Source organism: Streptomyces olivochromogenes (assembly GCF_021538895.1).
Classification (GTDB): domain Bacteria; phylum Actinomycetota; class Actinomycetes; order Streptomycetales; family Streptomycetaceae; genus Streptomyces; species Streptomyces olivochromogenes_A.
Map to the genome: position 1 here is coordinate 1 of NZ_JADDRL010000070.1, position 19,167 is coordinate 19,167.

Sequence of the window (19,167 nt, forward strand, 5' to 3'; positions counted from 1 at the left end):
GGTCAGCTCTACCTCGTACCGTTCCGTGCCGTGAACGCTGGCGGTGATCCATCCGTCACCGACCTCGACTCCGGACACCGCGTCCAGGTATCCGAGCGCGCGCTCGAAAGAACGGGCACCAGCCCACTTCTTGAGGTTGGCCTCGGTGAGACTGCCCATGGTTTCCGCCTACTCCACGTTACGCACTTGACAACCCGCCAGCCTAGGGCTGCCGGGATGTGCAGACCCACAAGTTCGGCCGCTCGACCGTCAATGCCGCCACCCCGCGAGACCCGGGTTCATTGCCGAGGCCCCCCGCGCGAGCCTCTTTCACGAGGTGTCGATGGACCGAGGCCTCTGATTCGCCGACGACGGGATCACGGCGTATCTGCGACCCGTAGGGGTCTGGTGTCGGGAACCGACTCAGGGCTCGAATACGTGATCGCCCTCTGGAATGAGCGGCGGCGGTCGTGCACCGTGAATCGGCTGCACGGTCCGCTTCACCTGATGGAGCAGGGAGGCACAGCGGGCACGGTCCTCGTGCTCCTTCTGGAGTGACGCTGAACGATTGACGCCCGGGACTGGACCGAGACCCGGTGGACTGGTTCGCCTCAGACAGCTCGGAAGCCGAGCTGTTCCGGGGTGACTCGCTTCTCTACACGGACATCAACCCGCACAACCTGCCCGTAGCGGGACGGCGCGCGTGGGCCGTGGATTGGGCATGGCCCACCAGAGGGGCCGGCTTCATCGATCCTGCACTTCTGGTCGTCCAACTCATCGCCGCCGGTCACACCCCGGCCGGCGCGGAGAAGTGGGCATCCCAGCTGCCCGCATGGCACAAGGCCACGCCGGGGGCGATCAACGCCTTCACCGCCGCCAACATGCGCATGTACAGCACGTTCGCCCAGCGGAAAAGGACGCGGACTGGCTGAAGGCCATGGTTGAGGCGTGCCAGTCATGGACCGGCCACAGAGGCATCGCCGCAGCGTAGACGCCGGATGCACAACAACGCCCCTTGTACGGCTATAGGTGGCCGTACAAGGGGCGTTCTTCACGCGCGGACGGCGTACTGCCACACAGCAAGTACGAGGCCGATCACGCCGACCAGGACGGCGACCGACGGCAAAGGCCATCGGGCCCGTTCGAGGGCGTCGAGGCGCACGCTCGCTGGACCGGCGTGACCATTCCCGGCGACGTGCCCTTCAACATGCTCCTGCTGTGGCTGGCGAACAATGTCGGTGACGGGTTCGCCCGCCTCGCCGTCGACGCCGACCTCGACACCGCCCTCCCCCACCACTCCGGCGGCTGGAACACCGCTGCCCTGACCCGCGACGACTCCCTCGCCCACCTCCTCACCCGCACGCTCTCCGCCAATGGCTCGGGCCCCCGCCTCTCGGAGTTCGGCATCCATGCCTACGGCCCGCACGCCGAGGCCCTCACCGACGCGATGGCCGACGTGGTCACCGCATGGGACCTCGACGCCCGCAACAGCAGCCCCCGCCTGCAGGTGCACCCCGCGGAGAGCCCCACCCAGGAGCTGCCTCACGGCCACACCCTGGACAAGCCGCACAGCCGACTCGTCTTCACATGGTCGTCCAGGACGCGCTGACCCGGACCGCGGTGCGGCAGGCACGTTCCTCACCAGCCGCCCGGCGATCGCCGGGCGGCAGAAGTGGCGCATCGGACCTACGGTGAATCTGAGAGGGGGCAAGCCGAACCGCGTACTACGAAGGAAGCCGCAATGCAGGAGCACTACGTCTGGGTGACGACGCGCCGCCTTCAGCAGGGCACGCTGGAGGAGTTCGAGCGGGCCTGGCGCCCGGCCCCCGTCCCGGAGGGGCTTCTCCGCGCTTTCGCGTACTGGTCCGCGGACGGACAAGAGATCACCGGGGTGTCGTTCTGGGAGTCCCAGGAGGCATGCGATTCATGGCGGACCTCGGATTCGGAGGCCCAGCGACGGGCAGCCATGGCCCCCTACGTCGTCGAGGAGAACGAGGGCTTCTACCGCGGCCGTGAACTCACCCTCCCCGGCGCCGGACGCGGGTGAACGCGCTGCGCAGCGGCTCAGCCGCGAAGCGTCTGGCGTGAACACATGAGCGAAATCGTCGTCGTGTACGAGCTCGACAAGCCGGTGCCGGCGCATACGTCCGCGGTCGGCTCGGCTGATGCGGAACGGCTCCCCCGCCGAGTGCACGCCGCGCCGGCCGCCCCTGGCAGGCCCGATACCGCCGGACCGCGGACACTCTGCGGCAAGGACACCTTCGCCATGGAGAAGGCCCGTGGGAAGCCGTCCGAGCAGCCTGGGGCTCCCTGGTACCCCACCGAGTCCGCGTCCATCGTCTGCCCCGACTGCGATGCCGTCATGGAGATCTGAACATTCGTGTGTCGTCAGCGCGTCGTGCGGTCCGCGTACGCCCGGTATTCATAGCCGGACCCGCTGCCCTCCGCGGCCACCGCCTTCTCCACGAGGTCGTGGTCCGGGGATAGGCCGCATGCCGGGTCGGTGCGGGTGGCCGCGCCGGTGAGTGCGAAAGCCTGGCAGCGGCAGCCGCCGAAGTCCTCGTCACGGCGCGGGCAGCTGCGGCGCGGTTCATGCATCCAGTCCGTGCCGCGGTACTGGTTGAAGGCACTGGAGTGCTCCCAGATCCACGCGAGCGGCCGGTCCGCGACATTGGGCGGATCGAGGCAGGGCAGGGTCGCCGCGGCCGGACAGGGCAGCACGGTGCCGTCCGGAGTGACCGTGAGCGACACCGCTCCCCAGCCGCCCATGCACGGTTTCGCGACTCCGTCGACGTAGTTCGGCACCACCCAGACGAGTTCGGCGCGACCGGCCAGCCGCTCCCGCCACCGTTCCACCGTCTCCGACGCACGGCGCAGCTGCTCGCGGCTCGGCATGAGTGCGTTCCGGTTGCGCAAGGCCCAGCCGTAGATTCATCAGCCGCCGGGCTCTGACCTCGCCTCGCCGGTCCCCTTCGGGTCGGCCGCTAGGGCCTCCCAGAACGCGACGTAGCTCTGCTCGTGTGCGATGCCGAGCGTGAGCAGCCGGGTTCGAGCCGCAGTGTCCGGGGCCTGCGGATCGAGCCGGGTGCGAAGGTCCTGATATGTGTCGCGCCACCGCCGGTGCTGCGCCGCTTGGGTTGCGGCCAGCTCGGCGACCTGTCCGGGGGCGCCCAGGTCCGCGAACGTCAGCTTGAGCAGGGCCGGGTTCCGGGTTTCCGGCTCCAGTGTCGTGGGGTCGGCGAGCCAGTCCCTCAGGGCCTTGTGTCCGGCTCCGGTTAGGTGGAAGACCCGGCGTCGGCGGCCGTGTTCCTCGGCTTCCTCGCGCAGCAGGCCCAGTTCGGCCAGGCGCGGCGGGTCGCGGTAGAGCTGGGCGTGCGGGATCGGCCAGTAGCGGCCGACGGAGGCCTCGACCTTGGCCTTGAGGTCATAGGGCGTCATTGGACCGTGCCGGGCGATGAGGCCGAGGACCACCAGTTGGGGCGGCGTCAGATCCTTCGCCATGGTCCCGTTCCCCTTCCTCTCACATAATTTCTTTGACACCGTATCACTAGGACCGTTAGCGTCTCCCGCGCTACCACGGTATCACTGAGACTATGGAGTCGGCGATGCACCTGCACCCCGAGATAGCCCACGCCCTGGACCGCATCCCGCCGTTCGACCCGCTGGCCGACCCAGCAGCGACCCGGGCATACGTACGCTGCCTGCTGGCCGCCGCCTCCCCGGCCGACGACCCGCAGATCGCCGTCAGCCTCACCACGATCCCCGGGCCGGCCGGTGATCTCACCGTCCGGATCTACCGGCCGACCCGCCAGGACTCCACCCCGCGCCCGGGCGTGCTGTACTTCCATGGCGGCGCCTTCGTCTCCGGCGACCTCGACACCGGCGACGGCAACTGCCGCGACATCTGCCTGGCCGCCGGGGCGGTGATCATCTCCGTCGACTACCGGCTCGCCCCCGAGCACCCGTATCCGGCCGCCTTCGACGACTGCTACGCCGCCCTGCGCTGGACCGCCGAGAACGCCGACGCCCTCAACGTGGACCCCACCCGCCTGGCCGTCGCCGGACGCTCGGCCGGTGGCGCGCTCGCCGCAGCCGTCGCCCTGGCGGCCCGGGACCGCAGCGGACCCGACCTCGTGTTCCAGCTTCTGCTCGTCCCTGCCCTCGACGACCGCTGCAAGCTGCCCTCGATCGGCGAGTGCATCGACGACCGGATCGTCGACGGCCGGGTCGCTCGCGGCATGTGGAAGCTGTACCTGGGCTCCGCCGGCGCAGACCAGTACGCCGCCCCGGCACGCGCGCAGGACCTTGCCGGCCTGCCCCCGGCATACCTCGAGATCTGCCAGGCCGACGCCCTGCGCGACGAGGCACTGGAGTACGGGCGGCGGCTCATGACCGCCGGCGTCCATACCGAGCTGCACGTGGTACCAGGAGCGTTCCACCTGTTCGAGGGCTACGCCCCCGACAGCCAACTGGCACGCCGCGCCACCGCGAGCTGGACGTCGGCCATCACCTCAGCCCTGGTCTGAGCCGACCAGCACCGATCCCAGTCCAGGCGAACCGTCAGCTAACTCTATGATCCACCTGATGAGTTGATCTCTACAGGGGGAGACGGACCGTGGCAGGAACAAACCAGACGTCACGACGGCTCACGTTGTCGGCGGCCGTCTTGACCGGCTTGCTGTGCGCCACAGTTACAGCGTGTAGTGGCGGGGATACCGACGATTCTGGGCAAGGCGGCGGGCACGCCGGTGCGACCGGCAGCCCAGCGCCGGAGCGGTCGTCCGCCGTACCAGACTCCAGCACGGTGTTGAGTCAGAAGGCCCAGGTCAAGAACGCGCTTCCGGACCTTGGAGCGATGGGTGGCCTTGAGGGCGTGAGTGGTGACGTCGGCACCGCGGACGGGCATCTCAACTGTCCGAGTCTGCAGGAGTGCAAGGGCAAGTGGTTTGGCCACGACAAGTTCGCTCTGTCCGGCGGCACGCACTACGTCAATTTCGAAATCACCACCTACACCAGCAAGCAGGACGCCAAGGACGGCCTGAAGTTCGAGGTTGGTAGGAATCCCCCTCTTTCAAAGCCTACCTTCGGGAACGAGAGCCAGGCCTACACCAAGGAAGGCGGAGGGCTGACGGGCGAGTACATCACCATGCGCGTCGGTACGGTGGTCGCCACTACCTGCGTAGAGGGCGGTGTGAGCGAGCCGATGCTGACACAGGGTGCAACGATGTTCGCGGAGCGGATCGCACAGATCCAGGCAGGCAAGAGGGCCACGGCAACGCTGCCTCAGTTCTGAACCGATCTGGCGATTCTGAGCGCACGTACTGCTGCAGTACGGCAGTGAGTTACCGGGACTCTTGCAGAAAGCCCCGGCGTTCACGCCGGGGATGAATGCGTCTCAAGGCTGCTCTGACGTGCGCCTTGGGGCGGACGTTGTTGCTGTTCGATGTGCTGGTGGACGATCGCCGACGGTGCTCCGCCGCACGATGCGGAGAAATACGAGGGGACCAAAGGTGCCCGGGCGTGATGGCGTGGTTGATCCGCCCGGTGAACTCCTGCCGTATCCGGCGAGCGGAGTCGCCCTTGAGGCTGTTGACCAGCTTCGAGACGGCCATCTTGGGCGGGTGGTGGCCTGTAGTCGTTCTGCTAATCCATGAGACCAATTTTAGTTAGGATCTCGGGTGTGCAGCTGCGCTACAACTTCCGGGCCTATCCGGACGCTGCCCAGTGCCGTGAGCTGGCGAGTGCGTTCGGGTGTGCCCGGGGGGTGTGGAACGACTGCCTGCGCGACCGCAAGGAGGCGCACGCGGCCGGGCTGCCGTATGTGAAGTCGGCCGAGCTGTCCCGGCTGCGCATTACCCAGGCCAAGCACACCGAGGAACGCGCCTGGCTCGCCGACGTGTCGGCGGTCGTCCTGCAACAGTCCCTGTGGGACCTGGACACCGCCTACAAGAACTTCTTCGACAGCCTCCAGGGCACGCGGCAGGGCCGGAAGGTCGGCCCTCCCCGCTACAAGTCGAAGAAGGACACCCGGCAGTCGATCCGCCTCAACACCAACGCCTTCTCCCTGAAGGACGACGGCAGGGTGTAATTGGCCAAGGTCGGCGGCCTCAAGGTCAAGTGGTCGCGCCGGCTTCCGGCAGCGCCCACGTATGACCGTCACCAAGGACAGCTGCGGCCGGTACTTCCTCAGCTTCGTCGTGGGCACCGAGCCGGACATCCTCCCGCAGGTGGCAGCGGAGTCCGGCATCGACCTGGGCCTGTCCGCGTTCGCGGTCCTGTCCGACGGGACGAAGATCAGTGCCCCGCGCTTTCTGCGCCGGGCGGAGAAGAAACTCAGGCGCCTTCAGCGGGAGCTGTCCCGCAAGGCCAAGGGCAGCAAGAACCGGGCCAAGACCCGCATCGAGGTCGCACGCCAGCACGCCAAGGTGGCCAACCGGCGCCGGGACTTCCACCACAAGGCATCCACGCAGATCATTCGCGACAACCAAGCGGTGTACGTGGAAGACCTCGCGGTGTCCGGTCTCGGCCGCACCCGGCTCGCCAAGTCCGTGTATGACGCGGGATGGGCCGCGTTCGTCAACGGTTGTTCATACAGTCTTGGCTTCCTGTGGTCAGAAAGGCACACCAGCTCGCTTGGCCAGGCGGGTCAGCCGCGGGTTGCTGCGCCGGTGCAGTGAGGTCAGCACTCGCATCAGTTCTTGGCTTGTCGGGTGGACCCGGGCCATCTCGGGAGCGACGTTCCAGGCTTCTTCGAGGGCTTCGAGGGCGGAGTCCCGGTCTCCCAGGGCCAGATGAGACCGGCCCAGATTCATGTGCAGCGGTCCGATGCGGGTGGCAGGCAGTGATGTGCCTTCCCGGATCAGATCATCGGCGGTGTCCAGTGCTCGGCGGTGCTGGTCCATGTCGGTGTACGTCGAGATGACGTGCGTGGCGGTCTGGTCCGGCCCGAAGTGGATGCCGTGCTCGTCGGCGTCCGCGCCGTACTCCTCGGCCGTACGCCATGCCGCCCGGATGTGCTTGTGCGGAGACCGCCACACCGCACCCCTGCTCAATGCTCCCGACATGAACCAGGTCCACCCCCACATCACCCGCCGGCACCACCCCGAGAGCGGCACCGTCCCCCTCCCCCAGCCCGCCCTCGTCCGCCAACTGCGCCACCTCACCTCCGCACTGTAAAGGCCGCCCGGCCGACACCCCTTGGGGGCGCCATCTGGCCTGTACGCCAACCGGAGCAGATAAGTTGTCACTCCAAGGCTGGGAACACACCGCATCCGAGGGACGGTGCCGCGGATGAGCGCGTGGGGCCGTGTGAGCACGGAATCCGCGTTTGCTGCGGCATCTCGTGGCACTCTTTCCGCCCCTGCTCAATGCAGCCAGCAGAGTGGACCTGCCTGCAGAGAAACGATCCACTACCGCGGTTTCAAGCGTCATCGGCTAAGACCTTCCACGTGGTCAGGAACTGCCCAGCGCGCATGGACCCTCGCACTCAAGGCTGCACCGCTGCCGTACGCCCCACTCCGGGATCCGGCCTATGCCGGAAATGAGATTGCTGCGCGAGTTCCAGGTAATCGGGCGCGACAGGGAGAGGAGGCGTCGTGGCACCTCTGACTCGGATTCCGCTGGAGGGTGGCGGCTGGGTTCTGGTCGAGGCAGCGGCTGCCGTGGAAGGGCCGGTGAAGGCCGGGCGCATCGGCGATGCGATTCGCGACGTACCGGGGACTTTGCAGGAGGCTCTGGAACCGGTGACGGAGGCGGCCCGTGCGGCACTGGACCAGCTGCGCAAGGCCCGGCCTGACGAGGTCATGGTCGAGTTCGGGGTCGACCTCGCCTTCGAGGCCGGGGCCGTGATCACCAGGAGCCAGGCCGGCTGCCACTTGAAGGTGACCGTGTCCTGGCAGAGCCCGGGCTGATCCGATGAGCGGCGCGGAGGAGAGTTCGTACGACGGCATGGCGCCGGATCTGCTCGCCGCCGTGGCAAAGATCCTCGGGCGGGACGGGCGAGCGGCCGGTGCCGGTTTCCTGGTGGCCGAGGGCGTGGTGGTCACCTGTGCGCACGTCGTCCAGGCGGCAGGGGCTGGGCCCGGCCAGCGGATGCGGCTGGCGTTCCCCCATGTGGAGGGTGCCGACGGGCTGGAGGGGCTCGTCGTGGAGAGGCTGTGGTGCGCCCCGGAGAACGAGGACGTCGCGTTCATCCGGCTGAGCCGGACGACGGCGGGCATGCGGACGCTGCCGCTGGGCACGGCGGAGGGGTGCCGGGGTCATCAGGTGCGCTCGTTCGGGTTTCCCGCCCAGGCCCCGACGGAGGGGCACTACGGCTTCGGCGTGGCAGGTGAGCTGCTGCCGGCCTCCGCGGGCAGGGGTGCGCATTTGCAGCTGACGGCCGCCAACGATCTCACGACCGGGTTCAGCGGCGGGCCGGTGCTGGATGAGGTGACCGCTCTGGTTATCGGCATGCTGACCGAGATCACCGCACCCGACGCGTTCGAGCGCGGGCAGGGCGTCGCCTACGTCACGCCGACGCAGGCCCTGCGGCAGATCATGCCGGAGCTCACCGAGCGGGAGCTGTGTCCCTACCGGGGGTTGGAGCCGTTCACCGCGGAACACGCCCGGTGGTTCCAGAGCCGGACGGACGCGGTTCGGCAGATCGTGGCGAACCTGGCCCAGCAGCGGCGGTTGACGCTGCTGCTCGGGCCGTCCGGGTCGGGCAAGTCGTCCCTGATCCAGGCCGGTGTGCTGCGTGCATTGGCAGAGGGGGAGCTGCCCGGCAGTGACCAGTGGCTGCTCGTCCTCGCCAGGCCGAGGCAGGATCTGCTGGCGGAGATCGAGCGCGCTGGCCTGGCCGGGGCGGTCAGTGAAGGGATCGCGGCGGCGGTCGACCGCAGGCTCGCGGCCGAGCCCCACTATCAGCGTGTCCTGCTGGTCGTCGACCAGTTCGAAGAGCTCTTCTCCCAGACCGCCAACGGCCAAGAGCACCACCGCACAGCCGTTGCAGACCAGATCGCCACAACAGCCGACTCACACGCCGCCCTCAGCCTGATCCTGGTCATGCGCGACGACTTCTACCCCCACCTGGCTTCACAGGCGCCCCATTTGCTGGAAGCCGCAATGCCGGGGCTCCTAAACGTGCCAGGCACCTTGAGCCAGCAGGACCTGCACGACATCATCGTCCTACCCGCCCAGGACGTTGGACTGCGGTTCCAGCCGGGGCTGCCGGCGCAGATCATCGCGGACGTCCTGGCCACTACTCCTGAGGAAGCGACGGCCCGGAGGGCACCCGCGACCGTGCTGCCCCTACTGGAAATGACGCTCAGCCAGCTATGGCTCCGGCGGGAAGACGGCTACCTCACCCACGAGGCCTACCGGCGCATCGGAGCGGTCAGCGGAAGCCTGACCACCTGGTGCAACAGCGCCCTCAATGACCTTTCCCCCGAGCAACAGCTCATCGCCCGCCGGGTCCTGACGTCCCTGGTGCACCCCGCTGAACCCGGTCGAAACATTGCCGCCGTGCGTGCGCAGGTCCCACTCTGCGAACTACGTGACCTGGCCGCTGACCCCGGTGACGGACCAGACAGCGGCCGAGCCATCGACGAGGTCATCGCCACTCTCACGGGCCACCGCATCATCACCACTCAGACGCACCGCCCCTCTCAAGGTTGTGCCGACGCTCCTCCGGGGGACCCAGTGGCCGAACTCGTTCACGACGCCCTCATCCGTGACTGGGGCGCACTGCACGAGTGGGTCCGCCAGGACCATCGTTTCCAGGGCTGGCTGGACAACACCCGTGAACGGCGGGCCCGCTGGGCTGCGACATCCGATCCGGGCGACCTACTCGGCGGAACTGCACTCGCGGAGGGCTTGGAATGGTCACGGCAGCGTCGGCTGCCGGGCGACATGGCAACCTTTCTCATTGCCAGCAAGCAGCGCCAACAGGCTGCTATCCGGCGTAGTAGGCGCCTCAACACTGTCCTTGCTTCCCTGCTGGTAGTCGCGCTCGTCGCCGCAGGAGGCGCCCTGTGGCAATGGCGGACGGCCGAAGCCGAACGACGAGCCGGCCTGTCCCGGCAGCTCGCCGCAGAATCAAACGCGCTCTTTGACAAAAACCCGGACCTGGCATCGCTGCTGGCTATCCACGCATACCGCACAAGTCATACTCCGGAAGCCGTTGCGAGTCTGCAAGACGCCGCAGCTCTTCCGACGCACCGGCGTCTGGTCGGTCACGTGCGTCAGGTGTATTCGGTGGCCTTCAGCCCTGACGGCCGCACGCTCGCCACTGGCAGCACTGACCACACAGCCCGGCTGTGGGACGTAGCCACCGGCAAAACCCGCACCACACTCAAGGGCCATGGAGCTGTGTGGTCAGTGGCGTTCAGCCCGGACGGACGCACGCTGGCCACCGCCAGCGAAGACAGAACGGTGCGACTGTGGGATGTGGCCACCGGCAAACCCCGCACCGTCCTCACCGGCCACACCGACTGGGTGAGCTGGGTAACGTTCAGCCCCGACGGACACACCCTCGCCACCGCCAGCAAGGACCACACGGCCCGATTGTGGGACGTAGCCACCGGCAAAACCCGCACCGTCCTCACCGGCCACACAGATGCGGTCTGGGCCGTAAAGTTCAGCCCTGACGGACGCACCCTCGCCACCGGCAGCTCTGATCAGACAGCCCGGCTGTGGAACCTGGCCACCGGCAAGACCATCACACTCACGGGCCACACGGGGCAAGCCTTGGCGGTGGCGTTCAGCCCAGACGGCCACACCCTCGCCACCGCCAGCGACGACGAGACCGTCCGAATGTGGGACGTAGCCACCGGCAAAACCCGCACCACACTCACAGGCCACACGGGCGCCGTAGAAGCGGTGGTGTTCAGTCCGGACGGACGCAGCCTCGCCACCGCCAGCGACGACAGAACCGTGCGGCTGTGGGACCTGACCACAGTCAACTCTAGGACCCCAACCACCCTAGCTGGCCACACAGATCGGGTCGAGTCGGTGGCGTTCAGCCCGGACGGACGCACCCTCGCCACCGCCAGCGACGACAGAACCGCCCGATTGTGGGACATAGCCGCAGGCAAGACCCGCACCACACTCACAGGCCACACAGATGGGGTCTGGGCCGTAAGGTTCAGCCCAGACGGACGCACCCTCGCCACTGGCAGCGCCGACCGCACGGTGCGGCTGTGGGGCGTGGCCACCGGCAAGACCCGCGCCATCCTCAAAGGCCACACAGACGCAGTGACATCCTTGGCATTCAGCCCCGACGGGCACACCCTCGCCACGAGTGGCAATGACGAGACGGTACGGCTATGGGACGTCGCCACCGGTCGCCTCCGCACCACCCTCGGTGTCAACCAAGAGGCGGGCTTCTCGGCGACCTCGGTGGCGTTCAGCCCCGACGGGCGCACCCTCGCCATCGGCATGATCGACAACACTGTCCAACTGTGGGACGTGATCACAAGCAAGACCCGCACCACACTCACAGGCCACACAGACGCAGTGAACTCCGTGGCGTTCAGCCCCGACGGACACACCCTCGCCACCGGCAGCACTGACCAGACGGCCCGGCTGTGGGACGTAGCCACCGGCAAAACCCGCACTACCCTCACAACCAATTCAGTGCAGTCGGTGGCGTTCAGCCCGGACGGAAACGCCGTGGCCACCGGAAGCTCCGACGGCACCGCACAACTATGGGACGTAGCCACAGGCAAGACCCTCACCACCTTCACCGGCCACACCGACTGGGTCCTGTCGGTCGCGTTCAGCCCCAACGGACGCATCCTCGCCACCGGAAGTTCCGACAAGACCGTACGGCTATGGGACTCGGCCCTGCCCAAGCCCGACGCAGCAATCCGCACCATCTGTCGAAACGTGAACCGGAATCTCACTTCGGACGAACGGGCCGCTTTCCTGCCAGACCAATCCGTAGGTCCCGCATGCCACGCAACCTGACCTGAATGCCGCCCTCGCCCTGCCGACCCGGTCGACGGGGCCTGTCAAATGAACGGATCTGGCGCAATGCCAGTGGTCGCTGAGCGTGATCTCATCCGAGGAGGATGCGGTGTCGCAGCGACAGGTCGTCGAACTCGGCCGCCTATCGGTGCCGCCTGGCCGAGTGCGGTAATCGCGACCGACCAGGCCGGGGCCGTCGAGCGGTACAACCCGCCGCACCTCGGGACACCGCTCCACACTCGATCGTCGCCGCCGGACGGGTGGAGACGCCAAACGCCTGTGGAGTGCCGGTAAGACGGGCACACGTGCCCGCACAGCGCGTTGAAGCAGGAAGCCACCGGAAGGGCCAGACGATCGGGGCCGGAATCCCTGGACTTCAGGCCAGGGAGCACGTCAAGATCCGAGCCTCACGTCAGAACACGCGGCGACCGCTGTGCGGTGAGGTCGCCGGGAAGTGGTCGGCTTGCTGTCGCAGGAGTCGTCCGCCTGAGTCCAGCCCGTCCACGGGGTGTGGTCGGCGTGGTCGGTGGTGGTGAGGGTGAACGGGCCGCTGACAGTGGATGCGTTCACGGTGTCACCGGAGGCGGTGTAGATGCCGATTCGCCGAGCGTCGTCCGACCGGACTGGTACGTTTGCACGAATCGGTGCTATCGACGGCTGGAGCCTGGGGGAACGTGTGACAAAAACCGGGCTGCCGCAGCACGTTCCGGCAATCCGCGAGCTGGCCGAGCGCTGGCAGACTCAGGTTGCCGGTGACCCGGTGGTGGGGGCCGGGGACGGGGATTTCGTGTGCTCACCGGCAGGGTTGTGGCTCGCCCTGTCAGCTGCTGCGGCGGGCGCCCGTGCGGGGACGGCCAAGGAGCTGCGGTCGTTGCTGGGGATGGCCGGGCCGGACGCCGGCGCGACGGCCACCTCCGTGACAAGTGAGCTGGCGGGGACAGGCGGCCTGACGGTCGCCACCGGGATGTGGGCTCGGACTCCCCTGTACCGGGACTACCGCGAATCGCTGCCTCACATCAGCTTCGGGCACCTGGACCCGAACAGCCTGGATGCCCTGGCGGCTGTGGACGCCTGGGTACGCAAGGCGACGCGCGGGCTGATCGGCACGCTGCCGCTCGCGGTGAACCAGGAAGTACTGCTCGTCCTGGTCAACGCGCTTTCCCTGAAGGCGGACTGGGTGTCCCCCTTCCGGCCGCAGGACACAACGGACCTGCCCTTCACCGACGGGCGCGGGATTGAGCACCAGGTGCCGACCATGTTCCAGACGCTGCCCCGGGCGACCCACGCGTGGACAGCTCCCGCAAGGTCCGGGAGCCCGGTGGATGTGGTGGCGCTGCGCTGTCAGGCGAGGCAGGGCCAGGAGCCCGTGCAGGTGCGCTTCGTTCTCGGTGAGCCCGGCCTGCCCGCTGCCGACGTATTGCCCGCCGCTTGGGCGCCGCACGAGCTGCGGCGGCCCGTGGAGGCGGACGCGGTCACTCTCGCACTCCCACGGCTGCGCCTGCGTACGGGACTTGATGTGACACGACACCTTGCGGAGCTCGGGGTGAGGCAGGCCGTCTCGGAACTCGCGGACTTCTCCGGCATGTCGCCCGAATCTCTGATGATCAGCCAGATAGCGCAGGAGTGCTTGCTGAAGGTGAACGAGCGGGGGTTGGAAGCGGCAGCGGCGACGGGCTACAGCCACGTGCTCAGCGTCTCCGACCGTCCTCCCGTGATCCGGCACATCGCCTTTGACCGACCGTTCGGCGTCGTGGTCTTCGACGGCGGCGGGATACCCCTGTTCACCGCATGGCAATCGACCGCGCCCAGGGGCGCCGATCGGGGAGGCGCGTGATGCTGGTTCTGGAACTGCTGGGCCTGCTCGGCATGCCGGTGGTCTCCTATTTCGCTGTGACGCAGCAGTGGCGGGGGCGGGTCCTGTTGCCCGTGCTGTTCGTCCTCCTGGGTGTCCTGCTCTACGCCGGCGGCGACATGCACGGCTGGCGACTGGTGTGGTACGTGGCCGACTGGCTCCTGGTCCTGTCGATTCTGCAGGCTGCGCACAGCCCCGCGCTCGCCCCGTATTACGAGGCCAAGCTCTGGGACCGGATACCACGCGTCGAAGCCGACCCAAACGGGATCGGGCAGGACCTGCTCGGGTGGCTGCGCGATCCCCGCCTGAGCCATCCGGGGATGACCCTGAAGCTCGATCTGAGCGGTGACCTGCTGGTCGCGGTGAAACTGAACGGCCGATGGGGTCGGCGCCGCTACGCAGCGCTGCAGGCATGCCCGCACTGCGCGCTGGAATCGTTGGTCAGCGGACTGGTCTCAGAGGAGCCAGTCAAGTTGTTCGAGGAGTACCGCACCGGGATCTCCAAGGGCGAAGGCTGTGCCATGGACATCTACTACAGCCCCTCCCCGAGCGGCGTCCACATGCAAGTCCTCGACGCCAACCGCCCGCCGCCGCCCGCTGGAACAGGATGCACGGTCCACGCACGGTGAGACCGATCCGCAACACAGCAGGCTTCCGCGGCGTTGAGAGAGGCGTTCGAAATCTCAATCTACCGGCAGGGGAACCTCGTCGGTTCCCTATCCGGCTGCACTCAGGGGGCCCAGACCGGCCAAGCACTTGCCTACCTCGTCTCCTCGCTCCTGTTCGGGATGGCCTGGCAGGCATGGGGTCCAGGGACCGCCAGCAGGGTGGCGGCCGCAGGCGTCGTCGCGGCGATCACCGCTACCGCCCGCCCTCTCCATCGGCTACATCCGGCTGGCCGCCGACCGGGCGGCAACGGCCGACGCCCTAGCTGATCGGGGCACCACCACCGCGGGCCGCGCGATGCTTGCTCCCGGTCGACGCCTGCTGGTGGTCAACGACCGCCATCTCGTCACCGTCTCCCGTGATGACCCGAAGGGCCCGCGGAAGACCGCCCCGCTGGAGTGCGTCCGCGTCTACGCCACGGCAGGCACCGGCGTCTGCATCCATCCCGACTCCCCGTGGTCCTACCACCTCCTTGTCCTCGACCAGAACCTCCGTCAGAAGCGTGCGTTCTCGGTCCCCGGTCTACCCAACCGGGCACGGGTGTCCGCCAGTGGCCGCATGGTGGCATGGACGACCTTCATCGGCGGCGACTCCTACAACACCAGCGGCTTCTCCACCCGCGCCGGCATCCTCGACACGCGCACCGGCGCCCTCGTCAGCACACTGGAGATGTTCGCGGTGACCAGACAGGGCCGGCCCTACCAGGCCGCCGACCTCAACTTCTGGGGCGTCACCTTCGCCGCCGACGACAACCGGTTCTACGCGACCATGTCCACGGCCGGCCGCCGATACCTCGTCAAGGGCGACTTCGCCGCCAGAACAGTCCGCACGTTCAAGGAGAACGTGGAATGCCCGTCGTTGTCACCGGACTGCACCCGCATCGCGATCAAGGAGGCCATCGGCGCCGATCCCACCCGCGGCTGGCGCCTGTCCGTGCTCGAACTGGGCTCCATGCGGCTGACGCCGCTGGCAGAGACCCGCAGCATCGACGACCAGGCTGCCTGGATCGACAACGCCACGCTCGCCTACACGGTGCGAGACAGCAGCGGCGACCCTGATGTCTGGTCCGTGCCCGCTGACGGGTCCGGCGCACCTCGCCTACTGGTCCCCAAATCCGAGTCCCCGGCCGCATTGGGCTGAGAAGCCATCCACATTCGTCTTCCCAGCGGATCCGCAGGCGGCGGAAGCTGTGCGGCACGGCGATCGTGCACTCGACCACAGAGCGGAAGATGCCCAGACCGCTGCCGTTTTCCTGTCCTCGTTCGGCGATGACAGGGCGGATCCCGCGGGCCCATCGCAGGCGGCGGTACGTGTCGTGGTCGTAGCCGTGGTCGGCGAGGAGCGCGCCGAGGCGGTGTCCGGGCCGGCCCACGACCCCGACCAGCGCACAGACTGAAAGAAGACCTCGCCGAGATGCCGCCCGGCTGCCCGGGGCAGCGCCCCAGACGACCGTCGGTCAGGGCCGGCCCAACCGGCGGGGCATCGTACACAGGACGTCGGCTGGCGCTGCCGTCCGACGGCACCGAGGAGGACATCGACGACGGGACCGGCCATGTGCACCTGGTCGTCGGAATGCATCGTCTCGACGGCAAGAGCGCCTTGGCGCTGGCCCGCGCCCTCCGCGCGGTCGCACGAACGGGAGACTGGCCGTCCATTTGACGACCGTGTACCCGGGGAACGGGGGATCCTGGGCCTATACTCCCCTGCGTGTCATCGAGGGGGGAGTTATCAACGGGCGGCAGCCGGCTGCGGTTCGCTGTGCTCGGTCCGCTCCGGGCCTGGCGCGGCAACGTGGAGCTGGAGCTCGGTCCGGTTCGCCAGCAGGCTCTGCTGACGGCGCTGCTGCTGCGGCCGGGCACGACCGTCAGCCGACAGCAGCTGCTCGACGGAGTATGGGGTCCGGAGCCGCCGGGCACAGGTGCCAAGGTGATCCCGGTCTATGTGCACCAGCTGCGCAGACGTCTGGGCACTGAGGGAGCACGCACCTCCGGCTCCGTGATCGTCACTGACCGGGGCGGCTACCGGTTCGACCCGCAGAACGTCTTGATGGACGTGGCTCGGCTCAAGGAGATCGTCGCCGAGGCGCACGCCGCGCGGGACTCCGGTGACCTGGACGCCGCGGTGGGCGCGTGGTCCACCGCGCTGGAGCTGTTCCTGGGCGATCCCCTGGCCGAGATCCCCGGGCCGTTCGCCCAGGGAGAGCGCTTCCGGCTGACGGAACACAGGCTCGCGTTGGTGCAGGACAAGGTGGAGTGCCAGCTGCGGCTGGGCCGCCACGCCGAGGTCGTGGGCGAGCTGTTCGCTCTGACCGAGACGCATCCGCACAACGAGTCCCTGGCCGCCCTGTTGATGCGTGCCCTCTACGCCGGCAACCGGCAGGCCGATGCGCTGGCTGTCTTCGCCACAGTGCGCCGTCGTCTGGTGAGGGAACAGGGGACGGAGCCGGGCGGTGAACTACGGCGGGTGCACGAGGCGGTGCTGCGCGCTGATGAAACGTTCCTCATCGGCGCGTCGCCACGGCCGGGCCGGTCGACGGACGACGCATCGCCACGGCCGCGCCGATCGACGGACCGACGGCCCGCAGCCGCTCGCCCACTCCGACGCGTGCGTAATGAACTGCCGGTCGATGTCGGCGGCTTCACAGGGCGGGACCGTGAACTCGACATACTCCGCGCACCGGCCGATGAGCAGGTGGTGACGGTCCGCGCGGTGGACGGCATGGCCGGGGTCGGCAAGACCGCGCTGGTGGTGCGCGCCGCGCGTGCGATGCGGGAGCGCTATCCGGACGGCTGCTTGTTCGTGGACCTCCACGGTCACCGCGAGGGGCGGGAGGCGGCGGTTCCACACCGCGTGCTGCGCCGATTGCTGCGGGCAGTCGGCGACGCCGGCGAAGGTGACGACGAGTCATCGGAGGACCTCGACGGGCTGGCCGCGTCATGGAGGGCCGCGACCGCCGCCCTCCGGCTGATCGTGGTGGTCGATGACGCATCCGCTGCAGAACAGGTGCGCCCCCTGCTGCCCGCCGGTCCCGGCAGCCTCGTGCTGGTGACCAGCCGACAGCGGCTGACCGGGCTGGACGCCGACCGCAGGGTTTCGCTGGCGCCGCTTCACATCGACGAGGCAGTGGCCCTGCTGACCCGCATCGTGGGCGGTCCGGGCTCCGACCACGAGCGTGCGGCGGTGCGCGAGCTGGCCCGCCTCTGCGACCGGCTGCCGCTGGCCCTGCGCGTCGTCGGGGCTCGCATACAGAGCCGCCCGTCGTGGGCGCTGGAGCGCATGGCGGCCCGGCTGGCTGACGACGAGCACCGGCTCGGCGAGCTCGCCGTGGAGGACCGCAGCGTGGAGGCGGCCTTCCGGGTCTCCTACGAGCAGCTTCCGGAGGCCGAACGCCGCGCGTTCCGCGCGTTGGGCCTGTCGCCGACCGTAGAGTTCGACCGGCTGACGCTGGCCGCCATGCTCGACCTCACACCACCGGACGCCGAGCGTGCCCTGGAGAGCCTGGTCGAGGCAAGTCTCGTGCAGCAGGCGGGCACGGGCCGCTACCGCCTGCACGACCTGGTCGCCGTCTACGCCCGGCGCGTCGTCGGCGCGTATCCCGGGGAAGTCGTCGCGGCCCGGACCGGGGTGTTCCGGCTCTACGTGCTCGCCGCCCGTCGCGCGAGCGACTGGGGCCCCTCTGCCTTCCCGACCGGCCCGCGGCCGGACACCGCGCCCTTCGCGGACTGGGAGGAGGCGTCGGCCTGGTTGGACGCGGTGGGCGGCGAACTGGTCGACGTGGTCGGTCACGCGGCGGCCATGGGGCACGTGGACGACACCTGCTGGCTCGCCGAGGGACTGTGCGACTACCTCACCCGGCAAGGCCGGTACCACGAGTGCCGTGCCGCGGTCGAGATCGCGCTGCCGCTCACGGAGCAGGCCACCGACCGGCGGATGGTATCCGAACTGCGCACCTGTATGGGCATAGCGCACGGCCTGCAGGGCAACTACGAGCAGGCGCGCCGCTGGCTGAGGGACGCCCTGGAGATAAGCCGCCGGACCGGCGACCTGATCGAGCAGGCCCGGGCCATGGGTTCGCTCGGGATCTTCGCCAACGCGGCGGGGGAACCGGCCGAGGCCGCCGCGCTCCTGGCCGAATCCGCGGGCCTTGCCCAGGCGACGGAGGACGACTGGCTCACCGTCATGTACCTGGCCAACGTCGGCGCTGTCCACCATCAGGTGGGGCAGCATGAAACGGCGCACGACTGCTACGCGGAATCGGTCATCGTCGCCGAGAAGATCGGCAGCCCCAGGATCCTGAGCAAGACTCTGTTCCGCATGGGGACGCTCCAGCTCGACCGTGGACGGTGCGCGGCGGCTGCGGACGCGCTCCGCAGGGCCGCCGGACTCGCCGAGCGCGTGGGGGACATCCCGTTGTACGCCGCGGTCCTCGGCAGACTGGCCACCGCCGAGGAGCGCCTCGGCAACCTGACCGAGGCGACGGAACTCCACGACCGGGCACTCGCGGCGGTCGGCGAACGGTCCGGTACCAGGCTGGAGGCCGAGATCCGCAACCGGCTGGGCTGGCACCACGCAGCGACGGAAGACCTCACCCAGGCGCGCGACCGATTCGAGCGGGCCATCGCCCGCTCCCGCACCGACCCCGAGGAACTCGCCCGCACCGTTGACGCCCTGCACCGTCGCGGGCAGCCGGGCCCCCGGCGGTTCTAGCCTCCCGAAGACGC

The 19,167-nt window shown here is 68.7% G+C and carries 15 protein-coding genes and 3 pseudogenes; 13 read left to right on the forward strand and 5 right to left on the reverse strand.

Translation table 11 applies throughout. From position 1 onward, the window contains the following. Positions 1–159, reverse strand: a 159-nt coding sequence (locus tag IPZ69_RS47930; RefSeq protein ID WP_374294302.1) for an SWIM zinc finger family protein, incomplete at its 3' end; no start/stop codon positions are given. 416 nt (positions 160–575) lie between these two features. On the opposite strand from IPZ69_RS47930, the gene IPZ69_RS29905 reads away from it, so the two are divergent. The 4 genes from IPZ69_RS29905 to IPZ69_RS29920 all read left to right on the forward strand — a co-directional run bounded on the left by IPZ69_RS29905 (position 576) and on the right by IPZ69_RS29920 (position 2,353). Then, on the forward strand, positions 576–911 hold the full coding sequence (locus tag IPZ69_RS29905; RefSeq protein ID WP_235457749.1) for a hypothetical protein: 336 nt from the start codon (positions 576–578) through the stop codon (positions 909–911). A gap of 245 nt (positions 912–1,156) precedes the next feature. Then, a complete protein-coding gene (locus IPZ69_RS29910; RefSeq protein WP_235457750.1) occupies positions 1,157–1,588 on the forward strand; it encodes a hypothetical protein in 432 nt (143 codons plus the stop codon). Between the two features lie 132 nt (positions 1,589–1,720). Next, on the forward strand, positions 1,721–2,026 hold the full coding sequence (locus tag IPZ69_RS29915; RefSeq protein WP_235457751.1) for a hypothetical protein: 306 nt from the start codon (positions 1,721–1,723) through the stop codon (positions 2,024–2,026). 45 nt (positions 2,027–2,071) lie between these two features. Continuing rightward, positions 2,072–2,353, forward strand: a complete 282-nt coding sequence (locus IPZ69_RS29920) for a hypothetical protein (protein ID WP_235457752.1) — start codon at positions 2,072–2,074, stop codon at positions 2,351–2,353. A gap of 14 nt (positions 2,354–2,367) precedes the next feature. On the opposite strand, the pseudogene IPZ69_RS29925 reads toward IPZ69_RS29920, so the two are convergent. Both IPZ69_RS29925 and IPZ69_RS29930 read right to left on the reverse strand, forming a co-directional pair. Then, positions 2,368–2,907 (reverse strand): annotated as a pseudogene (locus IPZ69_RS29925) (SPASM domain-containing protein); the annotation flags it as partial. A gap of 6 nt (positions 2,908–2,913) precedes the next feature. Then, positions 2,914–3,480 carry a PadR family transcriptional regulator gene (locus IPZ69_RS29930; RefSeq protein WP_235457753.1) on the reverse strand — a complete coding sequence of 189 codons (567 nt, stop codon included), beginning with the start codon at positions 3,478–3,480 and terminating at the stop codon, positions 2,914–2,916. A 104-nt stretch (positions 3,481–3,584) separates the two neighbouring features. Here IPZ69_RS29930 and IPZ69_RS29935 point away from each other — a divergent pair, with 104 nt between their 5' ends. Together IPZ69_RS29935 and IPZ69_RS29940 are read left to right on the forward strand one after the other, a co-directional pair. Next, positions 3,585–4,505, forward strand: a complete 921-nt coding sequence (locus IPZ69_RS29935; protein ID WP_235457755.1) for an alpha/beta hydrolase — start codon at positions 3,585–3,587, stop codon at positions 4,503–4,505. 278 nt (positions 4,506–4,783) lie between these two features. After that, positions 4,784–5,272, forward strand: a complete 489-nt coding sequence (locus IPZ69_RS29940) for a hypothetical protein (protein ID WP_235457757.1) — start codon at positions 4,784–4,786, stop codon at positions 5,270–5,272. A gap of 80 nt (positions 5,273–5,352) precedes the next feature. Here the strand turns inward: IPZ69_RS29940 and IPZ69_RS29945 are convergent. Next, positions 5,353–5,603: pseudogene (locus tag IPZ69_RS29945) on the reverse strand (IS200/IS605 family transposase); the annotation flags it as partial. Positions 5,604–5,659: 56 nt separating this feature from the next. Between IPZ69_RS29945 and IPZ69_RS29950 the strand changes: the two are divergent. Further along, positions 5,660–6,572 (forward strand): annotated as a pseudogene (locus IPZ69_RS29950) (RNA-guided endonuclease InsQ/TnpB family protein); the annotation flags it as partial. Positions 6,573–6,590: 18 nt separating this feature from the next. On the opposite strand, the gene IPZ69_RS29955 reads toward IPZ69_RS29950, so the two are convergent. Next, on the reverse strand, positions 6,591–7,043 hold the full coding sequence (locus IPZ69_RS29955) for a tetratricopeptide repeat protein (RefSeq protein ID WP_235457758.1): 453 nt from the start codon (positions 7,041–7,043) through the stop codon (positions 6,591–6,593). A 531-nt stretch (positions 7,044–7,574) separates the two neighbouring features. On the opposite strand from IPZ69_RS29955, the gene IPZ69_RS29960 reads away from it, so the two are divergent. The 6 genes from IPZ69_RS29960 (at position 7,575) to IPZ69_RS29995 (ending at position 19,153) form a co-directional block, all read left to right on the forward strand. After that, positions 7,575–7,889: a CU044_2847 family protein gene (locus tag IPZ69_RS29960; RefSeq protein ID WP_235457759.1), complete on the forward strand. Its 315-nt coding sequence runs from the start codon at positions 7,575–7,577 to the stop codon at positions 7,887–7,889. 4 nt (positions 7,890–7,893) lie between these two features. Beyond that, a complete protein-coding gene (locus IPZ69_RS29965; protein WP_235457760.1) occupies positions 7,894–11,928 on the forward strand; it encodes an nSTAND1 domain-containing NTPase in 4,035 nt (1,344 codons plus the stop codon). Between the two features lie 676 nt (positions 11,929–12,604). After that, positions 12,605–13,762, forward strand: a complete 1,158-nt coding sequence (locus IPZ69_RS29970) for a serpin family protein (RefSeq protein WP_235457761.1) — start codon at positions 12,605–12,607, stop codon at positions 13,760–13,762. Then, the gene (locus IPZ69_RS29975; protein WP_235457762.1) at positions 13,762–14,409 is read left to right on the forward strand and encodes a hypothetical protein; all 648 of its coding nucleotides are present in this window, start codon (positions 13,762–13,764) and stop codon (positions 14,407–14,409) included. Before IPZ69_RS29970 ends, IPZ69_RS29975 begins: the two co-directional genes overlap by 1 nt. A 334-nt stretch (positions 14,410–14,743) precedes the next feature. Beyond that, positions 14,744–15,586: a hypothetical protein gene (locus tag IPZ69_RS29980; protein WP_235457763.1), complete on the forward strand. Its 843-nt coding sequence runs from the start codon at positions 14,744–14,746 to the stop codon at positions 15,584–15,586. Between the two features lie 618 nt (positions 15,587–16,204). Beyond that, positions 16,205–19,153 (forward strand): AfsR/SARP family transcriptional regulator, encoded by a 2,949-nt coding sequence (locus tag IPZ69_RS29995; protein WP_235457764.1) that lies wholly within the window; start codon positions 16,205–16,207, stop codon positions 19,151–19,153. Positions 19,154–19,167 lie beyond the last annotated feature (14 nt).